Below are 23,222 nucleotides of genomic sequence, written 5' to 3'. Positions count from 1 at the left end.
GCCTGCTCCGGGACCGCGTGCGGTCCCGTGGCCGGGGCCCGCGCACGGCCGACGGACGTCACCGGTGGCCGCGGATCGTGTGCGGGACGTAAGGCGCTTCGAGACGGGCGATCTCGTCGTCGGTGAGGGTCACCTCGACCGCGCCGACGGCGTCGTCCACGTGGGCGAGCTTGGTGGCGCCGACGATGGGCGCGGTCACGGCCGGTCGGCTGAGGAGCCAGGCGAGCGCGATCCGGGCCATGGGCACGCCGCGTTCGTCCGCGACGGTGCGGACGGCGTCGACCACGTCGAAGTCGGCCTCGGTGTACAGCTCGTCGGCGTAGGCGTCGCTCCCGGAGCGTACGGTCCTGCGCTCGCCGTCCCTGCCGCGTGATCCGGCGAGCAGGCCGCGGGCCAATGGGCTCCAGGGGATGGCGCCGACGCCCTGTTCCCGGCAGAGCGGGATCATCTCCCGCTCCTCCTCGCGGTAGACGAGGTTGTAGTGGTTCTGCATCGACACGAAGCGCGGCTGTCCCGCCGCCTTCGCCGTGTACTGGGCGGTGGCGAACTGGTACGCGAACATGCTGGACGCGCCGATGTAGCGGGCCTTGCCGGAGCGGACGACGTCGGCGAGCGCCTCCATCGTCTCCTCGATGGGGGTCTCGTAGTCCCAGCGGTGGATCTGGTAGAGGTCCACGTGGTCGGTGCCGAGCCGGCGCAGTGAGGCGTCGATGCCCGCCAGGATGTGCTTGCGGGACAGCCCTCCGTCGTTGGGGCCCGGTCCCATCGGCAGGCAGACCTTGGTGGCGAGCACGTAGTCGTCGCGGTGGGCGAAGAGCTTGCTCAGCAGCCGTCCGGTGATCTCCTCGCTGCGGCCGAGCGAGTACATGTCGGCGGTGTCGAAGAACGTCACACCGCCCTCGACGGCCCGCCGGACCAGGGGTTCGGATGCTTCCTCGTCGAGCATCCACGCCCGGTTGCCCGGGTCGCCGTAGCTCATCATCCCCAGGGCGATCCGTGACACCTTCAGGCCCGTCGTGCCCAGCCGGGTGTACTCCATACCGTCTCCTCGCGTCGTGGTCCCCATGTCCACCGGTACCCCGGCCGACCCGGGATCAATATTGCCGTTCCGGCAACAATGTTTGCCGCCCGGACGGCAGGTGTCCGATGCTCCGTGCTCGGAGGTGGTCATCATGACCGACAAGGTGAGCCGGAACGGAAACGGGCAGGCGGCGGCGCGTACGGAGGCGGCCGGGGAGCGGCGCTTCGACGTCGTGGTGGTCGGCGGCGGGGCGGCCGGACTGAGCGCGGCCCTGACGCTGGGCCGGGCGCGCCGCTCGGTGCTGGTGATCGACGCGGGCGAGCCGCGCAACGCGCCGGCCGACGGCATCCACAACTATCTGGGCCGCGAGGGCGCGAAGCCCGCGGAACTGCTGGCCACCGGCCGGGAGGAGGTGGCCCGCTACGGTGGTGAGACCGTCGAGGGCCGGGCCGTCTCGGCCGCGCGGCTCGACGGCGGCGGTTTCCGTGTCGGGCTGGACGACGGCTCAGCGGTCCGCGCCGAGCGGCTGCTGCTGGCGACCGGTCTGGTGGACGGGCTGCCCGAGGTGCGGGGGCTGGCCGAGCGGTGGGGGCGCGAGGTGCTGCACTGCCCGTACTGCCACGGCTGGGAGGTGAGCGGGCAGGCGATCGGCGTGCTGGGCACCGGCCCGCTGGCGGTGCACCAGGCGCTGATGTGGCGGCAGTGGAGCCAGGACGTCACCCTCTTCGTGCACACCGCGCCCGAGCCGGACGACGAGCAGTACGAGCGGCTGGCCGCCCGCGGGATCGCCGTGGTCGAGGGCGAGGTGGCCGCCGTGGAGGTGACCGACGACCGGCTCACCGGTATGACTCTGGCCGGTGGCCGGGTGATCCCCTGCCAGGCGCTGGTGGTGTCCACCCGCCTGGACGCCAGGACGGATCTGCTGGCGGACCTCGGTCTGACCACGGTCGAGCAGGAGATCGGCGGGGTGCCGATCGGCACCCGGGTCGAGGCCGATCCGACGGGCGCCACCGCCGTGCCGGGCGTCTGGGTCGCGGGCAATGTGGCCTCACCTGTCGAGATCCTCATCGGCGGCGCCACGGCGGGTGTCAGGGCCGCCGCGGCGATCAACGCGGATCTGACCGAGCAGGAGACGCTGGCCGCGGTGGCCGCGCGCCGCGCTTCGGCGGGCGCCGCGCCGACCGCGTAGGGCGCGCGGCTCCGAGCGGTACGAGGACGGCACCGACCGGTACGGGAACGGCGCGCCGGCGCCGCCGCGCGGACGACGGGGACCCGCCCGTGAGGGCACGCTCCACGAAGATCACAAAACTCACGAAGGGAAAGGACAGGCCGATGACCGACAACACTCCGGCGACCGAGGAACTCCAGGGCGAGGAGTTCTGGAACGCCCGCTACTCCGGGAGCGAGCGGATCTGGAGCGGCGATCCCAATACGGTCCTGGTCCGCGAGGTGGCCGGGCTGTCGCCAGGCCGGGCGCTCGACCTGGGCTGCGGCGAGGGCGGCGACGCGATCTGGCTCGCCGGTCAGGGCTGGCGTGTCACCGCCACCGACATCTCGGGGGTCGCGCTCGACCGCGCGGCGCGGCACGCCGAGGAGGCGGGCGTCGGCGACCGGATCAACTGGCAGCGGCACGACCTCGGCGTGTCCTTCCCCGAGGGCGCGTTCGACCTCGTCTCGGCCCAATTCCTGCACACCCTGGGCGAGATGCCGCGCGAGGAGATCCTGCGGGCCGCGGCGGCGGCCGTCGCGCCCGGCGGCGTCCTGCTCGTCGTCGGCCACTCGGGCTTCCCCGCCTGGGAGAAGAACCCCCACCCCGAGGTGCGTCTGCCCTCGCCGCAGGAGGTGCTGGCCTGCCTCGAACTGCCGGATGGCGCGTGGGAGGTGCTGCTCTGCGCGGAGCACGAGCGGATCCAGAACGACCCCGACGGGCGCCCGACCACGCGTACCGACAACGCCGTGAAGGTCCGCAGGCTCTCTGTGTCCGGCTGACCCGGCGCACGACACGCCGGGCGGCACACGGACCCGGCGCACGACACGCGCGACGCGGGCGGGGTCGCGGACCTCGCGCCTCCCGCCCGCACGGCGTACGGCGACACGGGGGGTCTTCACCCCCTGGTCGGCATGGTGTCGGGTATCAGTGGGAACCTGTGCGGCATGACGGAGATCGGACTGCCCCATGGCGTACGAGCGTGCCTCTTCGACCTGGACGGCGTGCTGACGCCGACCGCGCTGGTGCACGCGGCCGCGTGGAAGGAGACCTTCGACGACTTCCTGCGGGACAGGGACGGCGACGGTTTCCGCCCCTTCGACGCGAAGGAGGACTACGACGCGTACGTGGACGGCCGTCCGCGCGCCGACGGCGTGCGCACCTTCCTCCACGCCCGCGGCATCGAACTGCCCGAGGGCGAGGACGGCGACCCACCGGACCGGCAGACCGTCAACGGCCTCGGCAACCGCAAGAACGACGTCGTGCTGGAGAAGATCCGCACCGAGGGCGTACGCCCCTACCCGGGCTCGGTGCGCTATCTGGAGGCGGTACGGGCGGCGGGCCTGCGCACGGCGGTGGTGTCGTCCAGCGCGAACTGCCGTGACGTGCTGGTCTCCGCGGGCATCGAGCACCTGCTGGACGTACGGGTGGACGGTGTTGTCGCCAAGGAACGGCATCTGCCGGGCAAGCCGCACCCGGACACCTTCCTGGCCGCGGCCGAGGAGCTGGGTTTTGACGCCGCCCGGGCGGCGGTCTTCGAGGACGCGCTGGTCGGCATGGACGCCGGGCGCTCCGGGCACTTCGGCTTCGTCGTCGGCGTGGACCGGGTCGGACAGACCGACGCACTGCGCGAGCACGGCGCCGACACCGTGGTGAAGGACCTCGCCGACCTGATCGGAGTGACCGCGTGATCACCGACCCCGCCTATGAGGTAGCTCCCTGGAGCCTGCGCGAGTCCGAGCTGAATCTGGACGTGCTGCCGCAGAGCGAGTCCGTCTTCGCAGTCTCCAACGGGCACATCGGCTGGCGCGGCAATCTCGACGAGGGCGAGCCGAACGGCCTGCCCGGCTCGTACCTCAACGGGCTGCACGAGACGCACCCGCTGCCGTACGCCGAAGCGGCCTACGGCGACCCGGAGTCCGGGCAGACCGTCATCAACGTCACCAACGGCAAGATCATCCGGCTGCTAGTGGACGACGAGCCGTTCGACCTGCGGTACGGCACCATCCGTTCGCACGAGCGTGAACTGGATCTGCGGGCCGGGGTGTTGCGCCGGGTGTGCGAGTGGGTCTCCCCCGCGGGCCGCGCGGTGCGGGTGCGTTCGACGCGCATGGTCTCCTTCACGCAGCGCGCGGTGGCCGCCGTCGCGTACGAGGTGGAGCCGCTGGACGGCAGCCTGCGGGTGGTCGTGCAGTCGGAGTTGGTGGCCAACGAGGAGGTGCCGCGCAGCGAGGGCGACCCGCGGCGGGCCGCCGCGCTGGAGAACCCGCTGGTGCCGGAGGAGAACTTCGCGTCCGGCACCCGGCTGCGGCTGGTGCACTCCACGGCCCGCAGCGGGCTGCGGCTGGCCGCCGCCGCCGATCACCGCGTGGACGGCCCCGAGGCGACCACGAAGGTCTCCTCGGAGTCCGACGACGACGTCAGCAGGCTCACCATCACCTCCGTTCTGGAGTCCGGGCAGCGGCTGCGGCTGGAGAAATTCGTCGCGTACGGCTGGTCGGCGACCCGGTCGCTGCCCGCGCTGCGCGACCAGGCGGACGCGGCGCTGGTCGGCGCCCGCGACACCGGGTGGGACGGTCTGCTGGAGCAGCAGCGCGCCTACCTGGACGACTTCTGGGACCGGGCGGACGTGGAGGTCGACGGCGACACCGAGATCCAGCAGGCGGTGCGCTTCGGGCTCTTCCACGTCCTACAGGCCGGTGCGCGGGCCGAGGAACGGGCGATCCCCGCCAAGGGTTTGACCGGCTCGGGCTACGACGGCCACACCTTCTGGGACGCCGAGACGGCCGTGTTGCCGGTGCTGACCTTCACCGCGCCGCGCGCGACCTCGGAGGTGCTGCGCTGGCGCCACAACACACTGCCGGCGGCTCAGGAGCGCGCCCATCAACTGGGCCTGGCCGGTGCCGCGTTCCCGTGGCGGACGATCAACGGTGCCGAGGCGTCGGGGTACTGGCCCGCGGGCACGGCGGCCTTCCACATCAACGCCGACATCGCCGACGCGGTGGTGCGCTATGTGACGACCACCGGCGACCGGGACTTCGAGGAGAACATCGGGCTCGAACTCCTCGCGGAAACGGCCCGGTTGTGGCGGTCCCTGGGTCATCACGACCACACTGGGGCCTTCCACATCGACGGCGTGACCGGGCCCGACGAGTACAGCGCGATCAGCGACGACAACGCGTACACCAACCTGATGGCGCAGGCGAATCTCGTCGCGGCGGCGGACGCCGCCGAGCGCCATCCGCGCCGGGCCGCCGAGTTGGGCGTCACCGACGAGGAGACCGCGGCCTGGCGGGACGCGGCGGCGGCGATGTCCCTGCCGTACAACGAGGAGCTGGGGGTCCACGAGCAGTCCAAGGGCTTCACCCGGCACCAGGTGTGGAACTTCGCCGAGACCGATCCGGCGCACTATCCGCTACTGCTCAACTACGCCTACTTCGACCTGTACCGCAAGCAGGTGGTCAAGCAGGCCGACCTGGTGCTGGCCATGTTCCTGCGCGGCGACGCCTTCGAACACGCCCAGAAGGTACGGAACTTCGCGTACTACGAGCCCCTGACCGTCCGCGACTCGTCGCTGTCGGCGTACTGCCAGTCGATCCTCGCCGCCGAGGTCGGCCATCTCCAACTGGCCTACGACTACCTCGGCGAGTCGGCGCTGATCGACCTCGGCGACCTGGAGAACAACTCGCGTGACGGCCTGCACATCGCGGCGCTCGCCGGTACGTGGACGGCGCTGGTGTCGGGACTCGGCGGGATGCGGCTCTTCGACGGCGACCCGATCCGCTTCGCGCCCCGGCTGCCCGACGCGCTCAGCCGGATCGCCTTCCGGCTGGCCTTCCGCGGGCGCCGGCTGCACGTCGAGGTCACCAGGAGCAAGGCCACGTACACCCTCGCGAAGGGCGAGCCGATCGAGGTCCTGCACTACGAGAAGTCCTTCATGCTGACCGCGGAGCACCCGGTCAGCCGCGACCTGCCGGAGATCGAGCACCGCCCGCAGCCCTCGCAGCCCCCGGGCCGGGCGCCGCGCCGCCGCAATCAGCGGCCCGGCTAGGACGTGTCCCGCGGGGAACGCAGTGGGGTGCGGGCGCCGGCCCCCCGCCCGGCCCCCCCCCGGGGGTGGTGGGCCGGGGGGGGGGGGGGGCCGGGGGGGGGCGGCCCGGGGGGGCCGCCGGGCCCCCGGGGGGGGGCCGCCGCCCCACAATCGGGCGGCCGGGCTGGGGGGGTCCCGGGGGGCACCGGTGGGGGGGCGGCCGGCCCCCCGGGGCCCGCACCCCACTCGGTTGTTCTCTCACGGGCGGTGGTGCGGGAACGGGTGTGCCCGTCAGTGCTCGCGCGCTGTCAGCGAGGGCGCTGTCAGCGTCGGGCGAGCAGGCGCACGCCGTCGCCGGTCGGCTTGTACGGCAGACCGTAGTGCTGGAAGATCGCCTCCTCGTCCTCGACGGGCAGGACGTCGTCCGTGCCGATCGAGGGGGCCGACTTCACCAATGCCTTGTCGTACGGGACCTTCACCCATCCGGGGCCCACGATCACGTCCGTGACGGGCGTGAAGGTGAGCCGGTGCCTGGTGGGCAGGCCGATCTGGACCGTGACCATCAGCGGCTCGTCGGTGCCGGTGTCCACATACACCGCTTCGAGGGAGCCGATCTTGTGTCCCTCTGAGTCGACCACGTCGTGGTCGCGCCATTCGCGGAGATCAGCGGGCTTGATCATGACGAGTCCTCCTGGTGACGTGCCGTACCCGTTCACTTTGCTTGTGCCCCGGTCCACGCGCCACACGCACGTGGCAGTCGGGTCAATCCGTGCTCACCTCCGAGCGGTCGCCGCCCCACAGCGTGTGGAAAGAGCCCGCCCGGTCGGTGCGCCGGTAGGTGTGCGCGCCGAAGAAGTCGCGCTGACCCTGCGTGAGCGCCGCGGGCAGCCGCTCGGCGCGCAGCGCGTCGTAGTACGCCAGCGCCGCGGAGAAACCGGGCGTGGGCACGCCGTGGCCCACCGCCGTCGCCACGACCGACCGCCAGTCGTCCTGCGCCGCGCCGATCTCCTCGGCGAACTGCTTGTCGGACAGCAGGCTCGGCAGGTCGGGGCGGCTGTCGTACGCCTCCTTGATCCGGTCGAGGAAGGCGGCCCTGATGATGCAGCCGCCGCGCCAGATCGACGCGACCGCGCCCAGGTCGATGTCCCAGTCGTAGGTCTGACTGCCCGCCTGGATCTGGTGGAAGCCCTGGGTGTACGAGACGATCTTGGACGCGTACAGCGCCTGCTCCACGCGGTCGGCGAAGGCGGCGGCCTCGGCCTCGCCGAGTACCGAACCCGAGGGGCCCGGCAGGTCGCGGGAGGCGGCCCGCAGTTCGCCGTGGCCCGACAGGGAGCGGGCGAAGACCGCCTCGGCGATGCCGGAGACGGGGACGCCCAGGTCGAGGGCGATCTGCACGGTCCAGCGGCCGGTGCCCTTCTGCTCCGCCTGGTCGGCGACGACGTCCACGAAGGGCTTGCCGGTGGCCGCGTCGGTGTGCGCGAGCACCTGCGCGGTGATCTCGATCAGGTACGAGTCCAGGCGCCCGGTGTTCCAGGTCTTGAAGGTCTCGGCGATCTGCTCGGGCGAGTAACCGGCGACCTCGCGCAGCAGGTGGTACGCCTCGGCGATGAGCTGCATGTCGGCGTACTCGATGCCGTTGTGCACCATCTTCACGAAGTGACCGGCGCCGTCGGGGCCGATGTGCGTCGTGCAGGGCGTGCCGTCCTCGGCCTTGGCGGCGATCCGCTCCAGCAGCGGGCCGAGCGACTCGTAGGACTCGGCGGACCCGCCGGGCATGATCGACGGGCCGTTGAGCGCGCCCTCCTCGCCGCCGGAGATGCCGGTGCCGACGAAGTGGATGCCCTGCTCGCGCAGTTCCTTCTCGCGGCGGCGGGTGTCGGCGAAGTGCGCGTTGCCGCCGTCGATGATCACGTCGCCTGGCTCCAGCAGCGGCGCGAATTCCTGGATCACCGCGTCGGTGGCCTCACCGGCCTTGACCATGATGACCAGCCGCCGCGGCCGTTCCAGGGCCGCGACGAACTCCTGCGCGGACTGCGCGGCGATGAAGGTGCCCTCGCCGCCGAACTGCTCCACCAGGGCGTTCGTCTTGGCGGTGGTGCGGTTGTGCAAGGCCACGGTGAAGCCGTGGCGGGCGAAGTTCCGGGCGAGATTGCTGCCCATCACTGCCAGTCCGGTGACGCCGATGTCCGCCGATCCGCTCATGCGATGTCTCCACACTTGTTGGTGTGCGTCTGCGTACGTCTTCCTGCCGTGCAACGGTGGCGGGGGCCGTGCGCTTCCCGTGGCCCCACTGTCGAGCCTGCCTCTTCCGGCGGCCGACAGCCACCCGTGCGGACCGCTCCGGCCGGGCCGGACCGCTCCGGCTGCCCGATGATGGCAGGAGCGGGCCGTACGGAGAGGAGCCGTCGTGGCGGACGCGAACAGCAACGCGAAGACGGGCGCGGGCTCGGGCTCGGGCGACGACAAGAACGCGGGCCAGGGCGCCGACCGGAGTACGGGCCAGGAGCGGGACCGGCTGGCGAAGTACCGCGGCATGCGGCGCTTCGACCGCACCGACGAGCCCGAGGGCGGTACGGCGGCCCCCGGCGACGACCCGTCCTTCGTCGTGCAGATCCATGACGCGACCCGGATGCACTTCGACTTCCGGCTGGAGGTCGACGGGGTGCTGAAGTCCTGGGCGGTGCCGAGAGGGCCGTCCACCGACCCGCGCGACAAACGGCTCGCGGTGCCCACCGAGGACCACCCGCTGGAGTACCGGGAGTACGAGGGCGTGATCCCCGGCGGCCAGTACGGCGCGGGGCCCGTCATCGTCTGGGATCACGGCACCTACCACCCGCTGACGGACGGCGGCCCCGAGGCGTTCGCGCGGGCCCTGGAGCGCGGCCACGCCTCCTTCGAACTGCGCGGTACGAAACTGCTCGGCGCGTACGCGCTGACCCGTATCCACCAGGCCGCCGACGGCGGTCAGGGGGACGCGGCGGACCCGGCGTGGCTGCTGGTCAAGAAGAAGGACGCGCACAGCACGCCGGGCCGCGGGACCACTCCGGATCCGCGCAGGGCCCGCTCGGTCCTGACCGGCCGCACCCTCGCGGCGGTCGAGCGCGAGGAGCCGCCGGAAGGGTCCGCCGGATCAGGGCCCGCCGGATCGGACCACGCGTGAGGACGGCCGCCGCGCGGACTACGGCTGGGTGAGGCGTTCCATCAGGGCCAGCGCCTCGATGACCGTCTCGCGCTCTCGCGGCGTGTAGCGGTCCTGGAAGGCGCGGGCAAGCCACTCCTCGCGGGCCGCGCGGTTGCCCTGGACCCGCTCGCGGCCCGCGGCGGTGAGCACGATCAACTGCCTGCGGCCGTCGCGGGGATCGGGGTGGCGCTCGATGAACCCGTGCTGTTCGAGCGCCCCGAGCGCGACGGCCATCGACTGCGGGCGGACCCCCTCCGCGGCGGCCAGCGCGCTGGCGGTGGACTCCTCGCCCTTGCCCAGCCTGCTGAGCACCGAGGTCTGGGAGGGGGTCAGGTCCTGTGTGTCGGCGATCTCCCGCAGCCTGCGCAGCAGGCGGCTGACCGTCACCCGCAGGTCGTGGGCCGCTTGGACCGCGGTCTGCGAGATGTCCTCGGTGCTCTCTTCCATACCCCTACCGTAAAGAGACCGGTGGCCGGGCGCGGCACGGGAGTCCGTACCGCGGGGAAGTCCCCGCTCTCAGGTCCGGGCGGGGGGCGACCAGATGTACGGCGTCGTGGTCGTCACCGCGTGGAAGCCGAGGCGCCGCAGGATCGGCGCGCTGTCGTCCGAGGCGTCGACCTGGAGGTAGCGGATGCCCCGGGCGGCGGCGACATGGGCGCGGGCGGCGACCAGCGCGCGGTAGATGCCCCGGCCGCGCCACGCCTCCAGTGTCGAGCCGCCCCAGAGCCCGGCGAAGTCGGTGCCGGTCCTGACCACCAGCCAGGCCGCCGAGACGACCAGGCCGTCGGCCTCCGCGACCAGGACGACGACCTCGGTGGGCGCGGCGGCGATCCGGCCGGCCAGATCGTCGGCCAGCCACCCCCAGTCCTGGCCCCACACGGCGGACTCCATGGCGGCGATCCGCCGCAGGTCGGCGTCGGCGGTGACCTGGCGCAGGACGACGCCGTCCGGCAGTACGGGGTCGGCCGTCATCTCCTCGGCCCGCCCGATCACGACGGTCTCCCGCTCCTCGGGCACGAAGCCGGCCGCGAGCAGCCGCTCGGGCAGGGCGGCGGGCCGGTCGTGCGCGCGGGTCTTCCACTCCACGGCCTCGCCGCGCGCCGCGAAGAAGTCGCGCTGGCGGGCGATCAGCCGGTCGAGCTCCGCGCCCTCCACCCCGAGGTCGGGCGGTGTGCTCACGAAGCCGCGGTACTGCCCGCTGAGCCGCAGGACCGGTCCGTCCCGCTCGCACCTGACCCCGGCGGGGAGGTTCGGCGGGGCGCCGCGCATCTGCTCGTCATAGGCCGCGAGCAGGCCGTCACTGTTCGTCATACGAGCCAACGCTACGAAGGCCCGCAAGTGGTTTTCGCGGGCCCCGTACGGCGCCCGCGATGAGTTTGCGGTCCGCGGGCGGTCTACCGGGGCATGACCACTACCGGATACGTACCGCCCCGGATCGTCGACCGCGCCGCTCGCCCGTACGCGGCCGTCCGGGCCCTTGTCACCATGGAATCGGTCGACACCATCGCCCACCGCATCCCCGAAGTCATCGGGCGGCTGTCCGCGCTCGGCGTGGAGCCCGCCGGGCCGCCCTTCCTCAAGTACAACGTCATCGACATGGCGAGGCAGCTCGAGATCGAGGCGGGGGTGCCCGTCGCGGGGGCGGTGGTGCACGACGGCGATCTGTTCTCCGGCGTGCTGCCCGCGGGCCGCTTCGTGACGTACACGCACCTCGGCAGCCCCGCCGGGCTCGTCGGCGCCACGGCGCTGCTGCTCGACTGGGCGTTGGCGGCGGGGCTGCGCTGGGACATGAGACCGACCGCCGAGGGCGACCGGTGGGGCTGCCGGATGGAGAGCTACCGCACCGATCCGCGCTCGCAGCCCGACACCGCGAAGTGGGAGACGGACCTGGAGTTCCGGCTGGCCGACTGAGGCCGCGCGGGCCTATCGCGGCTCGCCCGGATAGGTGCCGAAGTACCAGTGGTTGCCCTCGATGTCGCGGGCCGCGAAGTCGCGGGAGCCGTAGTCCGTCTCGAACAGCTCCGTGGTGATCTCGGCGCCCGCGGCCTTGGCGCGCGCGTGCAGCGCGTCGGGGTCGGCGGTGACGACGTAGGCGCCGAAGGAGCCGGGGGGACGCTTGGCCCAGGTGCCGTCCGGGTCCTCACGGACCGAGCCGAGCATGATGCCGCCGCCTTCCGGCCAGGCCAGTTCCGCGTGCGCGACGGTGTCGCCCTCGCCGTAGACCGCGGTTTCCTCGAAGCCGAACGCGTCCACGAGGAAGCGGATCAGCCCGCGGGCGTCGCGGGCGCGCAGGGTGGGCCAGACCTGGGGCGGCGGTGCGGTCTTCGCTCGCGCGGAACCGCCGTCGCTCGCGCCCTGCGCCGGGTTGTCGCCAGTGCTCTCGGTCATGGGGATCGGACCTCCTCAGTGCTGCCGGTGTGCTGTCGCGTCCAGCCTCACTCGGGCGGGTGGTGCCCGGATTGGATGTTTCGGCGCTCCTCGGCCAGCCACAGTGTCGGCGGGCAGCCCGCCAGGGCCCGGAATTCGCGGTCCATGTGCGCCTGGTCGAAGTAGCCGCGGTCGACGGCGATCCTGGCCAGCCGCCCCTCGGCGGCGCCGTAGGAGGCCAGGCCCCGGCGGGTCCGGTCGAAGCGGATCACCCGTGCGGCGGCCTTCGGGCTGAGCCCCACCTCCGCCGCGAAGCGGTCCCGCAGCCGCCGGTCGCTCCAGCCGACCTCGGCCGCCAGCCGCGCCACGCCGATCGTGCCGCCGGTGGCCGCGAGCAGCCGCCACGCGTGCCGTACCTCCGGATGGAGCCGTACGCCCGCGCGCGGGTCGGCGCGCGCCCGGTCCAGCAGCCAGGCGTCGACGACGGCGAAGCGGCCCGCCCAGTCCGGGGCGGCCCGCAGCCGGTCGAGGACGTCGGCGACCGACGGTCCGAGCACGTCCTGCGCGGCGAGATCCGCTCCGGCCAGCGCGCCCGCGGGCAGCCCGAGCAGGACGCGGGCGCCCAGCGGGTCGAGGGCGATCTGCACGCCGGACTGGCGGCCGGGCACGCTGATCAGCGCGGGTGTGGTGTGCAGACCGCCGACGAGCGCCGAGAAATCGCCGGGCGGTTCCGCCGGATCGGGGTGGGCGGCGACGGTGAGCGGTTCGTCGAGCGTGAGAATCAGCGTCAGGTACGGGGACGGCAGCCCCCGGTGCCTGGTCGGTGGCACGCCGCGCTGCCGGTAGCCGGAGTACCAGCCGACCAGACCGCGCAGGGCGGGCGCGGGCCTGCCGCGTACCGCCTCGTCCACGACGCCCGTGCCGGTGACCGGCTCCGTACCCGTACCCGTGCTCACGCTCTCCGTCCTCCCGGCGGACGCGGCGGCCCGCCGTATGCGACGGCCCGCCGTGTACGGCGACCGTAACGTCCGGCGACCGCCGCCGTCAGCCGCCCGCGACCATCCCCCTGGTGTGCTCCAGGATCTCCTCACGCGTCAGATACGTGTCGGTGTACTCGAAGTCGCGCAGGGTGCCGGCGCTGCGGGACTGGAAGTTGGTGCGGACGAAGTCGTCGCCCGCCACCGCGTTGAGCAGCCAGTTGGTCATGACGCGGGTCTTGGCGACGTTGGTGCGCAGCGCCGACCAGTGGTAGCCGCGGGCGACCGCCTGGGCGGGCAGGCCGCGCAGCTCGATGCCGAGCGGCTTGGAGACCGCGTCCTTGCCGCCGAGGTCGACCACCAGGCCGAGGTCCTTGTGCGCGTACGGCGTGAGCGGCCGGTGGCGCAGGGTGGCCAGGATGTTGTCGGCCATCGTGCGGCCCTGCCGCATGGCGTGCTGCGCGGTGGGCGGGCAGATCGCGCCGTCCTCGCCCTTCGTGACATCGGGCAGCGCGCCCGCGTCGCCCAGCGCGAAGACGCCGTCGAGCCCCGGCACGGTCATCTCGGGGGTGACCGCGAGCCTGCCGCGTACCGTCTCGGCGTCGAGCGTGGCGACCAGCGGGCTCGCGGCGACGCCCGCGGTCCAGATCAGGGTGCGGCAGGGCAGCACCCGGCCGTCGGTGAAGGTGACCTCCTCGGGGCCCGCCTTCGCGATCGACACTCCGAGCGAGACCTCGATGCCGCGCTTGCCGAGGATCTCCAGCGCGCTCTTGCCCAGCTTGTCGCCCAGTTCCGGCATCAGCTTCGGGGCGATGTCGATCAGGTGCCACTTGATCTGCTTCGGGTCGAGGCGCGGGTAGCGCTTGGCCGCGTTGCTGGTCAGCCGCTGGAGGCAGGCGGCGGTCTCGGTGCCCGCGTAGCCGCCGCCGACCACCACGAACTGGAGCCGGGAGGCCCGCTCGGCCTCGTCCTGGCTGGCGTCCGCGAGGTCGAGCTGCGCTATGACGTGGTCGCGGATGTACGCGGCCTCGGCGAGCGTCTTCATGCCGCGCGCGTTGTCCAGCAGTCCTGGGATGTCGAAGGTGCGGGTGACACTGCCGGGCGCCAGCACGATGTAGTCGTACGGCTCGTTCAGCAGCTCGCCCGTTATCTTGCGGATCACGCAGACCTTGGCCTTGGTGTCCACTCCCACGGCTCCGCCGGGGATGATCCGGGTGCGGTGCCTGCTGCTGCGGCGCAGCGACACCGCGATGGACTGCGGGGTCAGCACCCCGGAGGCCACCTGGGGGAGCAACGGCAGGTAGAGCTGGTACGAAAACGGTGTGACCAGTGAGACGTCCGCCTCGTCGGCGGCGAGTGACCGCTCCAGGCGGCGTACGCACGCCACTCCTGCGAAACCGGCGCCCACCACGAGAATCCTGGGTCGTGCCACGACATCCGTCCCTTCTCAGGTCTTCGCGTCCGTCTGCTCCCCTGCCCCGTGAACGCGGTCCGGCACACCTCCTGTCTTAGTACGCCGCGAGCGGGCCCGCCAGCCGGACGGCCGGTCACGGCGTACACCGCGCTGCACGGACGGCCGACTCGACGGAGCATGGTACGGACGACAAGCGGACAAAACGACGAAGCGACGGGACGGCGGATGAGTCGAAGGGGCCGTGGATGAACGATCGTGACGATGGACCCCCGGCGGACGACCGGACGGCGGGGCGCGCCGCCGAGCAGGCCGCCGAACTGCGTCAGATCGATGCCCTGAACGAGACCGGCCCGCACGAGAGGACCCGCAGGCCCGCGCCGGGCGAGGACGGTGAGCGGGGCGGCGCCGCCCGCGCCCCCACCGATGCGGGCAGGCACCGTGATGTGCGGATGCTGGAGGCGGGCCGCGCCCTGGCCGAGGCGACCTCCGTGGACGAGGTCTTCATGGCTCTGGCGTCGCTCACCTCGCCGGAGTTCCCGATGGACGGCACAGCCCTGTTCGGCGTCACCGAGCGGTCGCTGAACCTGATCGGGCGGTACGGGTACCGGACCGGCGGCAGCCGGACCGTCCGTATGACGATCACCACCGACTATCCGGCGGCGGAGGTGCTGCGCACCGGCCGTCCGGTGTATCTGCCGACGGTCGAGGGGTACCGCGACCGCTTTCCGACGACATGGCGGGTCGCGGCCCGCAAGGGCAGCAGATCGTGGGCGTTCCTGCCGCTGGTGAGCACGGGCCGGATCACCGGGGTCTGGCTGGTGGCGTTCCTGGACGACGTCGACTTCGACAGCGACACGCGCAGCACGCTGGTCACGCTCGCCCGGCTGATCTCCCGCGCCCTGGAGCGGACGCACACCGGCGAGGCGGAGCTGGCCCTGTCGCGCGGGCTGCGCAGCAGCATGGGGCGGGGCGCGTCGGTGTACCGCGGGATGACCGTGACCTCGCGGTACGTGCCGACCGGGGGCGGGCTGGTGGTGGGCGGCGACTGGTACGACATCATCGACCTACCCTCGGGCCGTCTGGCGCTGGTCATCGGCGACGTGCAGGGCCACGACCTGCACGCGGCGAGCCTGATGGCCCAACTGCGGACCGCCGTGCACGCGTACGCGGCCGAGGGGCACGGCCCGGACGCGGTGCTGTCGCGGACGTCGCGCTTCCTGACCTCGCTGGACGGGGACAGATTCGCGACCTGCATCTACATCGAGGCGGACCCGGCGGCGGGCACGCTGCACGTGGCGCGGGCCGGACATCCGCACCCCGTGCTGCGCATGCCGGACGGCACCTGCATGATCAAGCACATCAGGGGCGGGCTGCCGCTCGGTCTGATGCCGGACGAGGACGACTACCCGGTCAACGTACTGGAGCTCCAGGCCGGGGAGATCATGATGCTCTGCACGGACGGGCTCATCGAGACCGGCGGGCACGACATGTACACCGGCTGGAACCGGGTGCGGGACGCGCTGTCGCCCGGCCCGACCTCCGACCTGGAGGGGATGGCCGACCGGCTGATCCAGAGCGTGGTCGGCCCGGTGACCGAGAATGGCGAGGAGCGGCTGAGCCCGCGCAACGAGGACGACATCGCGCTGCTCATGCTGCGCCGCGACACCGGCGTCCAGCGCCCCGTGCGACCCGTTCGGCGCATCCTGACCACGATCGACCAGGACGAGGCCGAGGGCCTGGCCGAGGCGCGCTCCGAGCTGCGGGCGCTGCTGCACGACTGGGCGCAGCCCGACCAGGTGGACACCGCCGTGCTCCTCGCGTCGGAGCTGCTGGGCAACGTGCTGGTGCACACCGACCAGACGGCGGCCCTGATGGCCTCGATCTCGGGCGAGCCCGGCTGCCGCACGCTGCGCGTCGAGGTCTCCGACAGCGGTGACGAACTGCCCCACCAGCGCACCCCGGGCGAGATGGCGTCCTCGGGCCGCGGCCTCGTCCTGCTCGACATCCTGTCCGAGCAGTGGAGCGTACGGCCGGAGTCGGAGGGCAAGACGGTGTGGTTCGAGCTGTCGGAGGACGCCGACGGGGTCGCGGGACAGGACGTCTGAGGCGCGGCTCAGCCGTTGCGGGCTTCGGGCATACGGGCTTCGGAGGCGCGGACCCCGGCCGTATGGGCTTCGGCGGTCGTACGGGTGCGGTGGCGAACGGCGGCGACCGTCGGGGACGAGGTGAAGGCGGCCGTCACCTCCCGCAGCCAGGCCGCCTCGGCCTCCACCGTGCCGGGGACCGTGGGCGGGGTGTGGCCGGGGGGCGCGGACCGCTCAGCGGCGGTGCCTTCGCACAGGCGCCCGGCGCGTTTGTTCTCCAACGCCGCCGCGATCGTGGCCGCTTCGAGCACGGCCTGCCGGTCACGGCCGCGCTCGTCGGCCCAGTCGATCGCGTCGCCGCCGGTCCGCTCGCTTCCGTCGTCTCCCCCGCGCCCGTCGGTCCAGGCCGTGACGCCGGACTCGAAGTACGGGCGCAGCGCGAGATGGCCGTCGCGGATCTCGATCACCCTGCGGTAGAGGGCGAATTCGGCCTGCCGCAGGCCCGGTCGGCGGTCGGCGGCCGACGGGTCGAGAGCGATCTCGGGCAGTTCGCTGTGCAGCGCCGACCACAGCGGCTCCAGCGCGCGGTGGCTGCGGTAGGCGCGCAGCCACCGCATGGGGGCGCCGAGCGGGCCGACCCACAGCGTGGTGGTGGCCCCTCCGGTGGCGAGCGCCGCGGTGACCGCGCCGAGCATGGAGGAGACCACATCCTCGGCGACGCCCTGGCTGCCGGTGCGCAGGTCCGCGATGACGTCGTCCAGCGCCCACAGCGTCCACACCGCGCCCACCGCGGCGGCGAGCAGCATCAGCCGCAGTCCCGTACGCAGCAGCCCGGGGGCGGTCCGGCCGGCGTGGTCGGCGAGTTCCCTGGCCAGGACGGCCAGACACCACGAACCGTAGAGGGCGAAGAGCGCGTTGTACGACGCCAGGGCCCACCGGTGGCCGGACGAGACGGTCAGCGCGTCGCCCGCGATGGCGGGGTCGGCCACCAGGTAGAGCGCGGTAGAGACGGCCAGTACCGCACCGGCCGCCCACATCTGGAGGCGCACCGCACGCGGGGCCGCCGCCGCAGGGGACTTGAGCGCGTACGCCACCAGGACGAGGAAGGCGAAACCGGCCATCTTCACGTCGTGGATGCCCAGGTTGACCAGGTTGTCGAAGGTCGTGTCGGAGGACAACGCCTCCGTGAGGGCGGGGGTGTTGAACAGCATGCCCGAGCCCAGGCACAGCGCGAAGCCGTAGACGTAGCGCTGCGCGGAATCGGACCACGGCCGACGGGTGATCACCAGCCGGTGGACACCGAAGACCAGGAAGAACGCGGCGGAGACGAACGACAGGAGATCAGCCATCACGGCGGCCCGACGCGCGGTCCTCCGGGATGCCGAACAACCTGTCCAGACGCGTTCGTTGCGGATGCGGCGGCGGCACGGGGACGGTGTTCCCCAATGGACGGGCGGTACGGGTCAGGATCAGCGAAGCGACCAACTCGGCTTCCTGCTCCTGCGGTTCGGTGTACACACTGCGGCCGAGTACCCGCTGGACCAGGGACGACGATAAGTGCGGTAACAGGACCTGGGCGGCGGCCGACGCCGCAGGCGCGGTCTCGTGGTGGCCGCAGACCAGGTGGGCCGCCTCGTGCAGCAGGATGTGCTGCTGGTGCAGCGCGCTGGTGTCGGCGGCGTAGAGGATGCAGTCGCCATGGTCGGTGGTCACCAGCAGGCCGCACGGTGTGTGGGGCCGGGAGGAGACGGGCACGAGTTCGATCGGACGGCCGCGGGCGACCGCGAGCATCCCGATGAAGACCGTCGCGTCGAACGGATTGGGCAGGTCGAGCCCGTCGACCGTCCGCTGACATCTGTGCCACAGAGCTCGGCTCCGGTCACGTCGCACACGTCTCACACGCTGTCCCCTTGTCCGCCGGGTGGAACCGCGAGATCTCACCGAAGAGTTCGCGCACTTCAAGCGCTGCGTGCACTTCAGGCGCTGTCAGGGTTCGCGGCTGGGAGAGCCACGCTCCCTGCGGGCGAGCACATCGATCATGTCGCTGATCGTGGCCGCGCCCTCAGGGGAAAGGTTGACCGCGCGCAGGGCCATGCTGCGGACGCCCGCGTCGCGCAGCGCGCCGAGCAGCTCCAGCTCCTTGGCGATGGCGGCGCCCTGCTCGTCGTCGAAGAAGTATCCGACCGGCACGTCGAAGAACTGCGCCAGGGCTTCGAGGTGGCGCTTGGTGGGATTGTCGCGACGGCCCGTGCGCAACTGCCACAGGTAGGTCGCGGAGAAGCTCTCGCCGGTGGCCTCGCGGCAGGCGCGGGCGACCTCTTCATGGCTGTACGGCTCACGGTTGGGCCGTCGCACGACCCGGAACAGCGCGTCGATCTTCTCGGCCAGCGTCGACGCGGAGGGGGCCTGCGACTCGTGCTCGCCCATCGCCCGCCTCCCCTGCGTCGGTCCAACCAGTATGGGTTCGTCCCGTGTCCGGCTTCATCCTAGCTGGTACACACAGCCGCCGGAATGGTCCGCTTGCGTGCGCCCATACGGCGGCGGCGGTGTCCGTCGTGCCGGACACCGCCGCCGATTGGCTGCCGAGGCAAGGGAGTTGTCGCCCGACCGGTTCGGTCGGGCGGGTCGGTCAGGCCGGGTTCAGCAGGCCGGGGCCCTGCGGCTCCTGCGCGATGCGCAGGGAGCTGCCCCAGACGCAGTCCCATCCGCACACCACGCTGAGCGTGCTCCCGGCCACGCTGATCGGCTGAAGATTCGCCTTGCCCTGGTCCTTCTCGCTCCCCAGCACCTGGAGCCTGAGCACCTCGTTCATGGCTGTTTCCTCGTCTCTCGTCCATCGGATTTCCGGTGTTCCGCCGCCGAACGGCGACGGGGGCCTTGGGTCATACGGAGGCCGGTGACGGCTGCGCCGCGTCGTGGGACCGCCGCGCGGCGCGCAGCGCGGACGGCAGACTCAGGGCCACGCAGCCGAGGGCTGTCAGCCCCATGACCCACAGCGCGCCGCGTACCCCGACCAGGTCACCGAGCAGACCGCACCCCACCGCCCCGATCAGGCCCGCCCCCGCGAGGCACACCTGGAGCGCGGCCATCGCGCGGCCGAGGGTGTCCTCCGACATGTCGGCGACGAGCACGGAGCTGACGGCCACATTGGCGACGGCGCCGAAGAAGACCGGCAGCCCGATGCCCATCGCGGCGCAGAAGGCGGCGAGGGGCAGCGGTCCCGCCGCCAGCGGCAGCAGCAGGCTGCACACCACCGCGCCGGTGAAGGACATCAGCATCACCCGCCGGGGGTCGCGGCCCGGGGCGAGCAGCCGTGCGGCGACGGCGGAACCGCCCAGGCCCATCAGCCCCGAGAGCGCGAACAAGGAACCGTAGGCGGCGGTCGGCAGATGGATCACTCGCAGCAGGAAGGGGCCGGTGAGGGCGGTCACGCCCGCCATCGTCGCGGCGGGCACCACGATGAACAGGCCCAGCGCGCGGTGGAAGGCGTCACCGGTGAAGACCCGCATGCCCGCCATGGCGCCGCGCATCATGGTGAGGACCGACGGTGCGGGCCCGCGGGGCACGATGTCGGGTGAGCGCATCGTCATCAGCGCGGTCGCGCTGAGCAGATAGCTCGCCACGTCGACCGACAGCGCGGCGGCGGCGCCCAGCACCGCGATGGCGGGACCGGCCAGCAGGCGTCCGACGAGCGCGGCGCCGTACTGTCCCGCCTGGAGTCTGGCGCGCGCACCGCCGATGCCTTCGGGGCCGACGAGTTGGCGCAGGTGCAGGAAGTAGACGGCCGCGGACAGGGTGGACGAGGCGCCCATGATCACGCAGAGCAGGCCGAGCCACAGCAGCGAGATGGCGCCGACGGCCAGGCCGAGCGCGACCACGCCGATGGCCGCGGCGCAGATCAGGTCCAGCAGGACGAGCGTGCGGCGTGGATGGGCGATGCGGTCGGCGAGCGCGCCCGCGGGGAAGCCGAGCAGCAGGATCGGCGCGGTCGTGGCGGCGCTGATCAGGCCGATGGCTCCGGGCGAGGCGTGGAGGTGCACGACGGCCACGACGGGCAGCGCGATGGCCGTGAAGGTCGAGCCGAAGGCGGAGGCCGTCTGCCCGCACCAGTAGAGACTGACGTCACGTCCGACGGCGTTGCCCGGGTCCCCCGGGCCGGCGCTCTCGGGCGCCTGCGCCGGCTCGGCGATTTCCTGGTGGCTCATCAGTTCACCTCAACGGGCCGCGACGGAACGGGAGTACGCGCCGGCGAGTGCGTCCACGGTGAACAGCGGGTCGGGCGCGGGGGCGAGGAGTTGCGACAGGAACAGCAGCACCCCGGCCGAACCGCTCCACAGATCGGCGCTGAACCGCATGAGCTGGTCGCCGAGGAAACGGATACCGGTCTCGTGCGGCACCGCGAATTTGAACAGCCCGCACGCCGCACGGATCGCGTCGTCCCGGCCCTGGCCGTCACCGGTCAGCCGCCCGTACTCCGCGAGACCGAGGCCGAGCCCGGACAGTCCCTGCCACAGCCCCGACATCACGGTGTAGGTGGTGCGCGTCGAGGTCAGCAGCCGGGGCAGCGCGTCGGCGAGCCGTTCGTCGTCCACCGACTGCGCGTAGCGGGTGACGGTGTGCGCCATCGAGGCGGAACCGCAGTAGAGGTACGGCAGGCTGCGGTTGTCAGTGGCCGAGATGGGAAAGGCGAGACCTGGCGAGTCCGGCTCGGTGGCACGGTCCAGCTCGGCGTGCAACAGCCGGACGCCGCGCGCCAGTTCGTGGTCCGCGCCGGTCACGGCGGCGAGTTGCTGGAGCAGCAGCGCGATCCCGGTGCGGCCGTGCACGAGGCCGGTGGCGTCGTTGGCGCCGAGGAACGGGGTGAGGTCGGCGTCGGCCGGCAGCGCCGCCGTCAGCTCCAGGGCCCGGTCGATGTGGTGCTCGTCGCGGGTGTGGCCGTACATCGCCAGGTGGGTGAGCGCGACACCCGAGGTGCCGCCGTAGAGGGTCGCCGACGCTCCGGAGGCGATGATGGGGTGGCGGTCGGCGGCGGTGAGCAGATCCCTCGCCTCGTCCAGCATCCCCTGGTCGGCGAGCACCCATGCGATGCCCGCGGTGCCCGCGAACAGCCCCGGGGGCAGTTTGCCGACGCCGCCGAGCGCGTCGTGCCGCAGTCGATCCAGCACGCCTTCCGGCAGTGCGCGGCCCGCCCGGGCCAGGGCGTGCACGACGCCCGCGGTGCCGAAGGCCAGGCACTGGGTGTTGCTCTGGTAGCCCTCGGCGATGGTGGGGAACACCCGGTCGGGATGGGCCGGGTCGGCCATGGCCACCATGGCATCGGCGGTACGGTCGCGCAGGTCGGCCAGGTGGCGCAGCGGGTCCGCGGCGACTTCCTCGGGCGTCGGGATGGGGGTGACGCCCTCCGCCGCGGGCCGCGGCCGGTGATACGTGATGGCCCGCTGCCACAGCGGCTCCGGCAGCGGCGCCCGCTCCAGCAGTTCGCGGCGCAGGTGCGCGAGGGTGTCGGGATTGCGCTGCGCCACCTGGTGGAAGGGCCCGATGAGCAGCAGGGCGAGGCCGGCCAGGCCGTACTTGTCGTGGATCAGCGGGTCGTCGCCGACGAGTTCGGCGGGCGGGGTGTAGCCGGGCGTGCCCATCACCGGAGTGTCGTCGCTGTCCAGGCGCTGGGCGGCCTCGAAGTCGACCAGTCGGATGCCGTCGTCCTCGGTGACCATCACATTGCCGGGGCTGACGTCGACGAAGAGGTAGCCGGCCGTGTGCAAGCGGTGCAGCGTGCTCTCGATCTCCGCGAACAGCTTCTCGCACCGGCCGTAGTAGTCCCCGGCCGCTTCGGGTCCGCGGTCGACGCCGAGCATGACCTGGTTGGCGACCATCCAGCGCTGGAGCGTCGTGCCCTCGATGAACTCGGTGACGAGGAAGTCGTGCTCCCACTCGCGGAAGTAGGCGAGCGGTTCCGGGGCGAGGCCGGGCGCCGCGTCGTGCAGTGCGGTCAACGTCTGCCATTCCGAGCGGAGTTGGTCAGGCGCGGTGGTGTCGCCCATCGCCACGCCGGTGTGTGCGCGCGCTTCCTTGATGAAGACCTTGCGGCCGGTGGCCGTCTCCCGTCCCAGGTAGGCGCCGCCGGAGTTGGTGAACTGGAGCGCGTCTTCGAAGGCGAATCCATGGAAGACGATCGGCCCGCCTCCGCCGGCGGCGGGCTCGTCCACGGGATCGGCGGCGGGATCGGCGCCCGCCTGCGCCCCGGCTTTTTCGGCGGATGCGGCAGCGGGCTTGGCCGGGGACTTCGCCGCCGGGCGCGTCTCGATGAAGGGGTCGGTCATGCCCGCCGGGAGGTAGAAGGAGAATCCTCTGCGGTCCTCCTCCAACTCGCCGTCGGTGCCGCGGACGAGCAGGGTATGGGTGCCGTCGGCGTTGACGCGCTCGCGCGGGGCGAAGGCCCCGTAGCGGTAGTGGACCGTGCGCGAGTCCCGGTACCGCCTGTCGGTGAGGATGAACGGGCCTTCCTCGTCGGCCAGTTCGGTGCGCAGCCGTTCCATGAGGTCACGGGCCGCGGCGACGCTGGTGGGATACGCGGCGATGAATTTCCCGCTCTGCTGCCTGGCGGCCTGCTTGTGGTGGGTCCACCAGTAGAAGAGCCTGCCGGCGAGGTGTTTGAAGGCGACGTCCTGCTCGAAGCAGACGGCCGCGACGGTGTCGAGGACGTACGGCAGGCGGTCGGGCCGCGCGGACACGTGCACCTTCCAGCCGTCCTCGACACCTCGGAGCTGCTTGCCCCGGTGCCACATGGTCCAGATCCCCGACGGGGTCTCGGTCCACCCGTCCGGTACCGGCCCGGGCCGGTAGATCTCACCGCGGTCACGGGTGGTCTCCAGCGGCGCGTAGAACTCTCTGTCCGCCACGACGAACGGGAAGGGGATCATGGGCCTCTCCGATGTGGG

The 23,222-nt window shown here is 72.4% G+C and carries 21 protein-coding genes; 7 read left to right on the top strand and 14 right to left on the bottom strand.

The genetic code is table 11. The annotated features are described in order from the left end of the window. Positions 1–58 precede the first annotated feature (58 nt). Positions 59–1,039 carry an aldo/keto reductase gene (locus tag ACFZBB_RS05900; protein WP_391118200.1) on the bottom strand — a complete coding sequence of 327 codons (981 nt, stop codon included), beginning with the start codon at positions 1,037–1,039 and terminating at the stop codon, positions 59–61. 133 nt (positions 1,040–1,172) lie between these two features. On the opposite strand from ACFZBB_RS05900, the gene ACFZBB_RS05895 reads away from it, so the two are divergent. The 4 genes from ACFZBB_RS05895 to ACFZBB_RS05880 all read left to right on the top strand — a co-directional run bounded on the left by ACFZBB_RS05895 (position 1,173) and on the right by ACFZBB_RS05880 (position 6,279). After that, positions 1,173–2,210, top strand: a complete 1,038-nt coding sequence (locus tag ACFZBB_RS05895) for an FAD-dependent oxidoreductase (RefSeq protein ID WP_391118198.1) — start codon at positions 1,173–1,175, stop codon at positions 2,208–2,210. Between the two features lie 143 nt (positions 2,211–2,353). Beyond that, on the top strand, positions 2,354–3,010 hold the full coding sequence (locus tag ACFZBB_RS05890; RefSeq protein WP_391118196.1) for a methyltransferase domain-containing protein: 657 nt from the start codon (positions 2,354–2,356) through the stop codon (positions 3,008–3,010). 165 nt (positions 3,011–3,175) lie between these two features. Further along, the gene (locus ACFZBB_RS05885; RefSeq protein ID WP_391118193.1) at positions 3,176–3,919 is read left to right on the top strand and encodes a beta-phosphoglucomutase family hydrolase; all 744 of its coding nucleotides are present in this window, start codon (positions 3,176–3,178) and stop codon (positions 3,917–3,919) included. Next, positions 3,916–6,279, top strand: coding sequence for a glycosyl hydrolase family 65 protein (locus tag ACFZBB_RS05880; protein WP_391118191.1), 2,364 nt, complete (start codon positions 3,916–3,918; stop codon positions 6,277–6,279). The genes ACFZBB_RS05885 and ACFZBB_RS05880 overlap by 4 nt, the downstream gene beginning before the upstream one ends. Positions 6,280–6,581: 302 nt before the next feature. On the opposite strand, the gene ACFZBB_RS05875 is transcribed toward ACFZBB_RS05880, so the two are convergent. Both ACFZBB_RS05875 and gndA read right to left on the bottom strand, forming a co-directional pair. Then, the gene (locus tag ACFZBB_RS05875; RefSeq protein WP_391118189.1) at positions 6,582–6,938 is read right to left on the bottom strand and encodes a PRC-barrel domain-containing protein; all 357 of its coding nucleotides are present in this window, start codon (positions 6,936–6,938) and stop codon (positions 6,582–6,584) included. 82 nt (positions 6,939–7,020) lie between these two features. Beyond that, complete coding sequence (gene gndA / locus ACFZBB_RS05870) at positions 7,021–8,463, bottom strand: NADP-dependent phosphogluconate dehydrogenase (RefSeq protein ID WP_391118187.1); 1,443 nt, start codon at positions 8,461–8,463, stop codon at positions 7,021–7,023. A gap of 313 nt (positions 8,464–8,776) precedes the next feature. Here gndA and ACFZBB_RS05865 point away from each other — a divergent pair, with 313 nt between their 5' ends. Beyond that, entirely contained in the window at positions 8,777–9,421 is a 645-nt protein-coding gene (locus ACFZBB_RS05865) for a DNA polymerase ligase N-terminal domain-containing protein (RefSeq protein WP_391118501.1), read from the top strand. 18 nt (positions 9,422–9,439) lie between these two features. Here the strand turns inward: ACFZBB_RS05865 and ACFZBB_RS05860 are convergent, their stop codons facing one another. Both ACFZBB_RS05860 and ACFZBB_RS05855 read right to left on the bottom strand, forming a co-directional pair. Continuing rightward, complete coding sequence (locus tag ACFZBB_RS05860; protein WP_391118185.1) at positions 9,440–9,889, bottom strand: MarR family transcriptional regulator; 450 nt, start codon at positions 9,887–9,889, stop codon at positions 9,440–9,442. Between the two features lie 69 nt (positions 9,890–9,958). After that, positions 9,959–10,753, bottom strand: a complete 795-nt coding sequence (locus tag ACFZBB_RS05855; RefSeq protein ID WP_391118182.1) for a GNAT family N-acetyltransferase — start codon at positions 10,751–10,753, stop codon at positions 9,959–9,961. Positions 10,754–10,846: 93 nt separating this feature from the next. Here ACFZBB_RS05855 and ACFZBB_RS05850 point away from each other — a divergent pair, with 93 nt between their 5' ends. Beyond that, positions 10,847–11,353 carry a GyrI-like domain-containing protein gene (locus ACFZBB_RS05850; protein WP_391118181.1) on the top strand — a complete coding sequence of 169 codons (507 nt, stop codon included), beginning with the start codon at positions 10,847–10,849 and terminating at the stop codon, positions 11,351–11,353. A 12-nt stretch (positions 11,354–11,365) separates the two neighbouring features. On the opposite strand, the gene ACFZBB_RS05845 is transcribed toward ACFZBB_RS05850, so the two are convergent. The 3 genes from ACFZBB_RS05845 to ACFZBB_RS05835 all read right to left on the bottom strand — a co-directional run bounded on the left by ACFZBB_RS05845 (position 11,366) and on the right by ACFZBB_RS05835 (position 14,218). Continuing rightward, positions 11,366–11,830, bottom strand: a complete 465-nt coding sequence (locus ACFZBB_RS05845; RefSeq protein WP_391118179.1) for a VOC family protein — start codon at positions 11,828–11,830, stop codon at positions 11,366–11,368. Between the two features lie 47 nt (positions 11,831–11,877). After that, complete coding sequence (locus ACFZBB_RS05840) at positions 11,878–12,765, bottom strand: helix-turn-helix domain-containing protein (protein ID WP_391118176.1); 888 nt, start codon at positions 12,763–12,765, stop codon at positions 11,878–11,880. Between the two features lie 88 nt (positions 12,766–12,853). Further along, on the bottom strand, positions 12,854–14,218 hold the full coding sequence (locus tag ACFZBB_RS05835) for an FAD-dependent oxidoreductase (protein ID WP_391118174.1): 1,365 nt from the start codon (positions 14,216–14,218) through the stop codon (positions 12,854–12,856). Positions 14,219–14,445: 227 nt separating this feature from the next. Here ACFZBB_RS05835 and ACFZBB_RS05830 point away from each other — a divergent pair, with 227 nt between their 5' ends. Further along, positions 14,446–16,305, top strand: a complete 1,860-nt coding sequence (locus ACFZBB_RS05830) for a SpoIIE family protein phosphatase (protein WP_391118172.1) — start codon at positions 14,446–14,448, stop codon at positions 16,303–16,305. An 8-nt stretch (positions 16,306–16,313) separates the two neighbouring features. Here the strand turns inward: ACFZBB_RS05830 and ACFZBB_RS05825 are convergent, their stop codons facing one another. The 6 genes from ACFZBB_RS05825 to ACFZBB_RS05800 form a co-directional block, all read right to left on the bottom strand. Then, positions 16,314–17,633 (bottom strand): MAB_1171c family putative transporter, encoded by a 1,320-nt coding sequence (locus tag ACFZBB_RS05825; RefSeq protein WP_391118170.1) that lies wholly within the window; start codon positions 17,631–17,633, stop codon positions 16,314–16,316. Further along, a complete protein-coding gene (locus tag ACFZBB_RS05820; protein ID WP_355340781.1) occupies positions 17,626–18,183 on the bottom strand; it encodes a ParH-like protein in 558 nt (185 codons plus the stop codon). Before ACFZBB_RS05820 ends, ACFZBB_RS05825 begins: the two co-directional genes overlap by 8 nt. Positions 18,184–18,270: 87 nt before the next feature. Further along, positions 18,271–18,711, bottom strand: coding sequence for an XRE family transcriptional regulator (locus tag ACFZBB_RS05815; RefSeq protein WP_391118168.1), 441 nt, complete (start codon positions 18,709–18,711; stop codon positions 18,271–18,273). A 202-nt stretch (positions 18,712–18,913) separates the two neighbouring features. Continuing rightward, the gene (locus ACFZBB_RS05810) at positions 18,914–19,096 is read right to left on the bottom strand and encodes a hypothetical protein (protein WP_391118166.1); all 183 of its coding nucleotides are present in this window, start codon (positions 19,094–19,096) and stop codon (positions 18,914–18,916) included. Positions 19,097–19,166: 70 nt separating this feature from the next. After that, entirely contained in the window at positions 19,167–20,489 is a 1,323-nt protein-coding gene (locus ACFZBB_RS05805) for an MFS transporter (protein ID WP_355340790.1), read from the bottom strand. A 9-nt stretch (positions 20,490–20,498) separates the two neighbouring features. Continuing rightward, positions 20,499–23,204, bottom strand: coding sequence for a lanthionine synthetase LanC family protein (locus ACFZBB_RS05800; protein ID WP_391118164.1), 2,706 nt, complete (start codon positions 23,202–23,204; stop codon positions 20,499–20,501). Between the last annotated feature and the right edge of the window lie 18 nt (positions 23,205–23,222).

The organism is Streptomyces sp. NPDC008139 (assembly GCF_042957025.1).
Classification (GTDB): Bacteria; Actinomycetota; Actinomycetes; order Streptomycetales; family Streptomycetaceae; genus Actinacidiphila.
The sequence above is the reverse complement of the archived record's forward strand: the minus strand, read 5'-3'. Positions and strand labels throughout refer to the sequence as shown.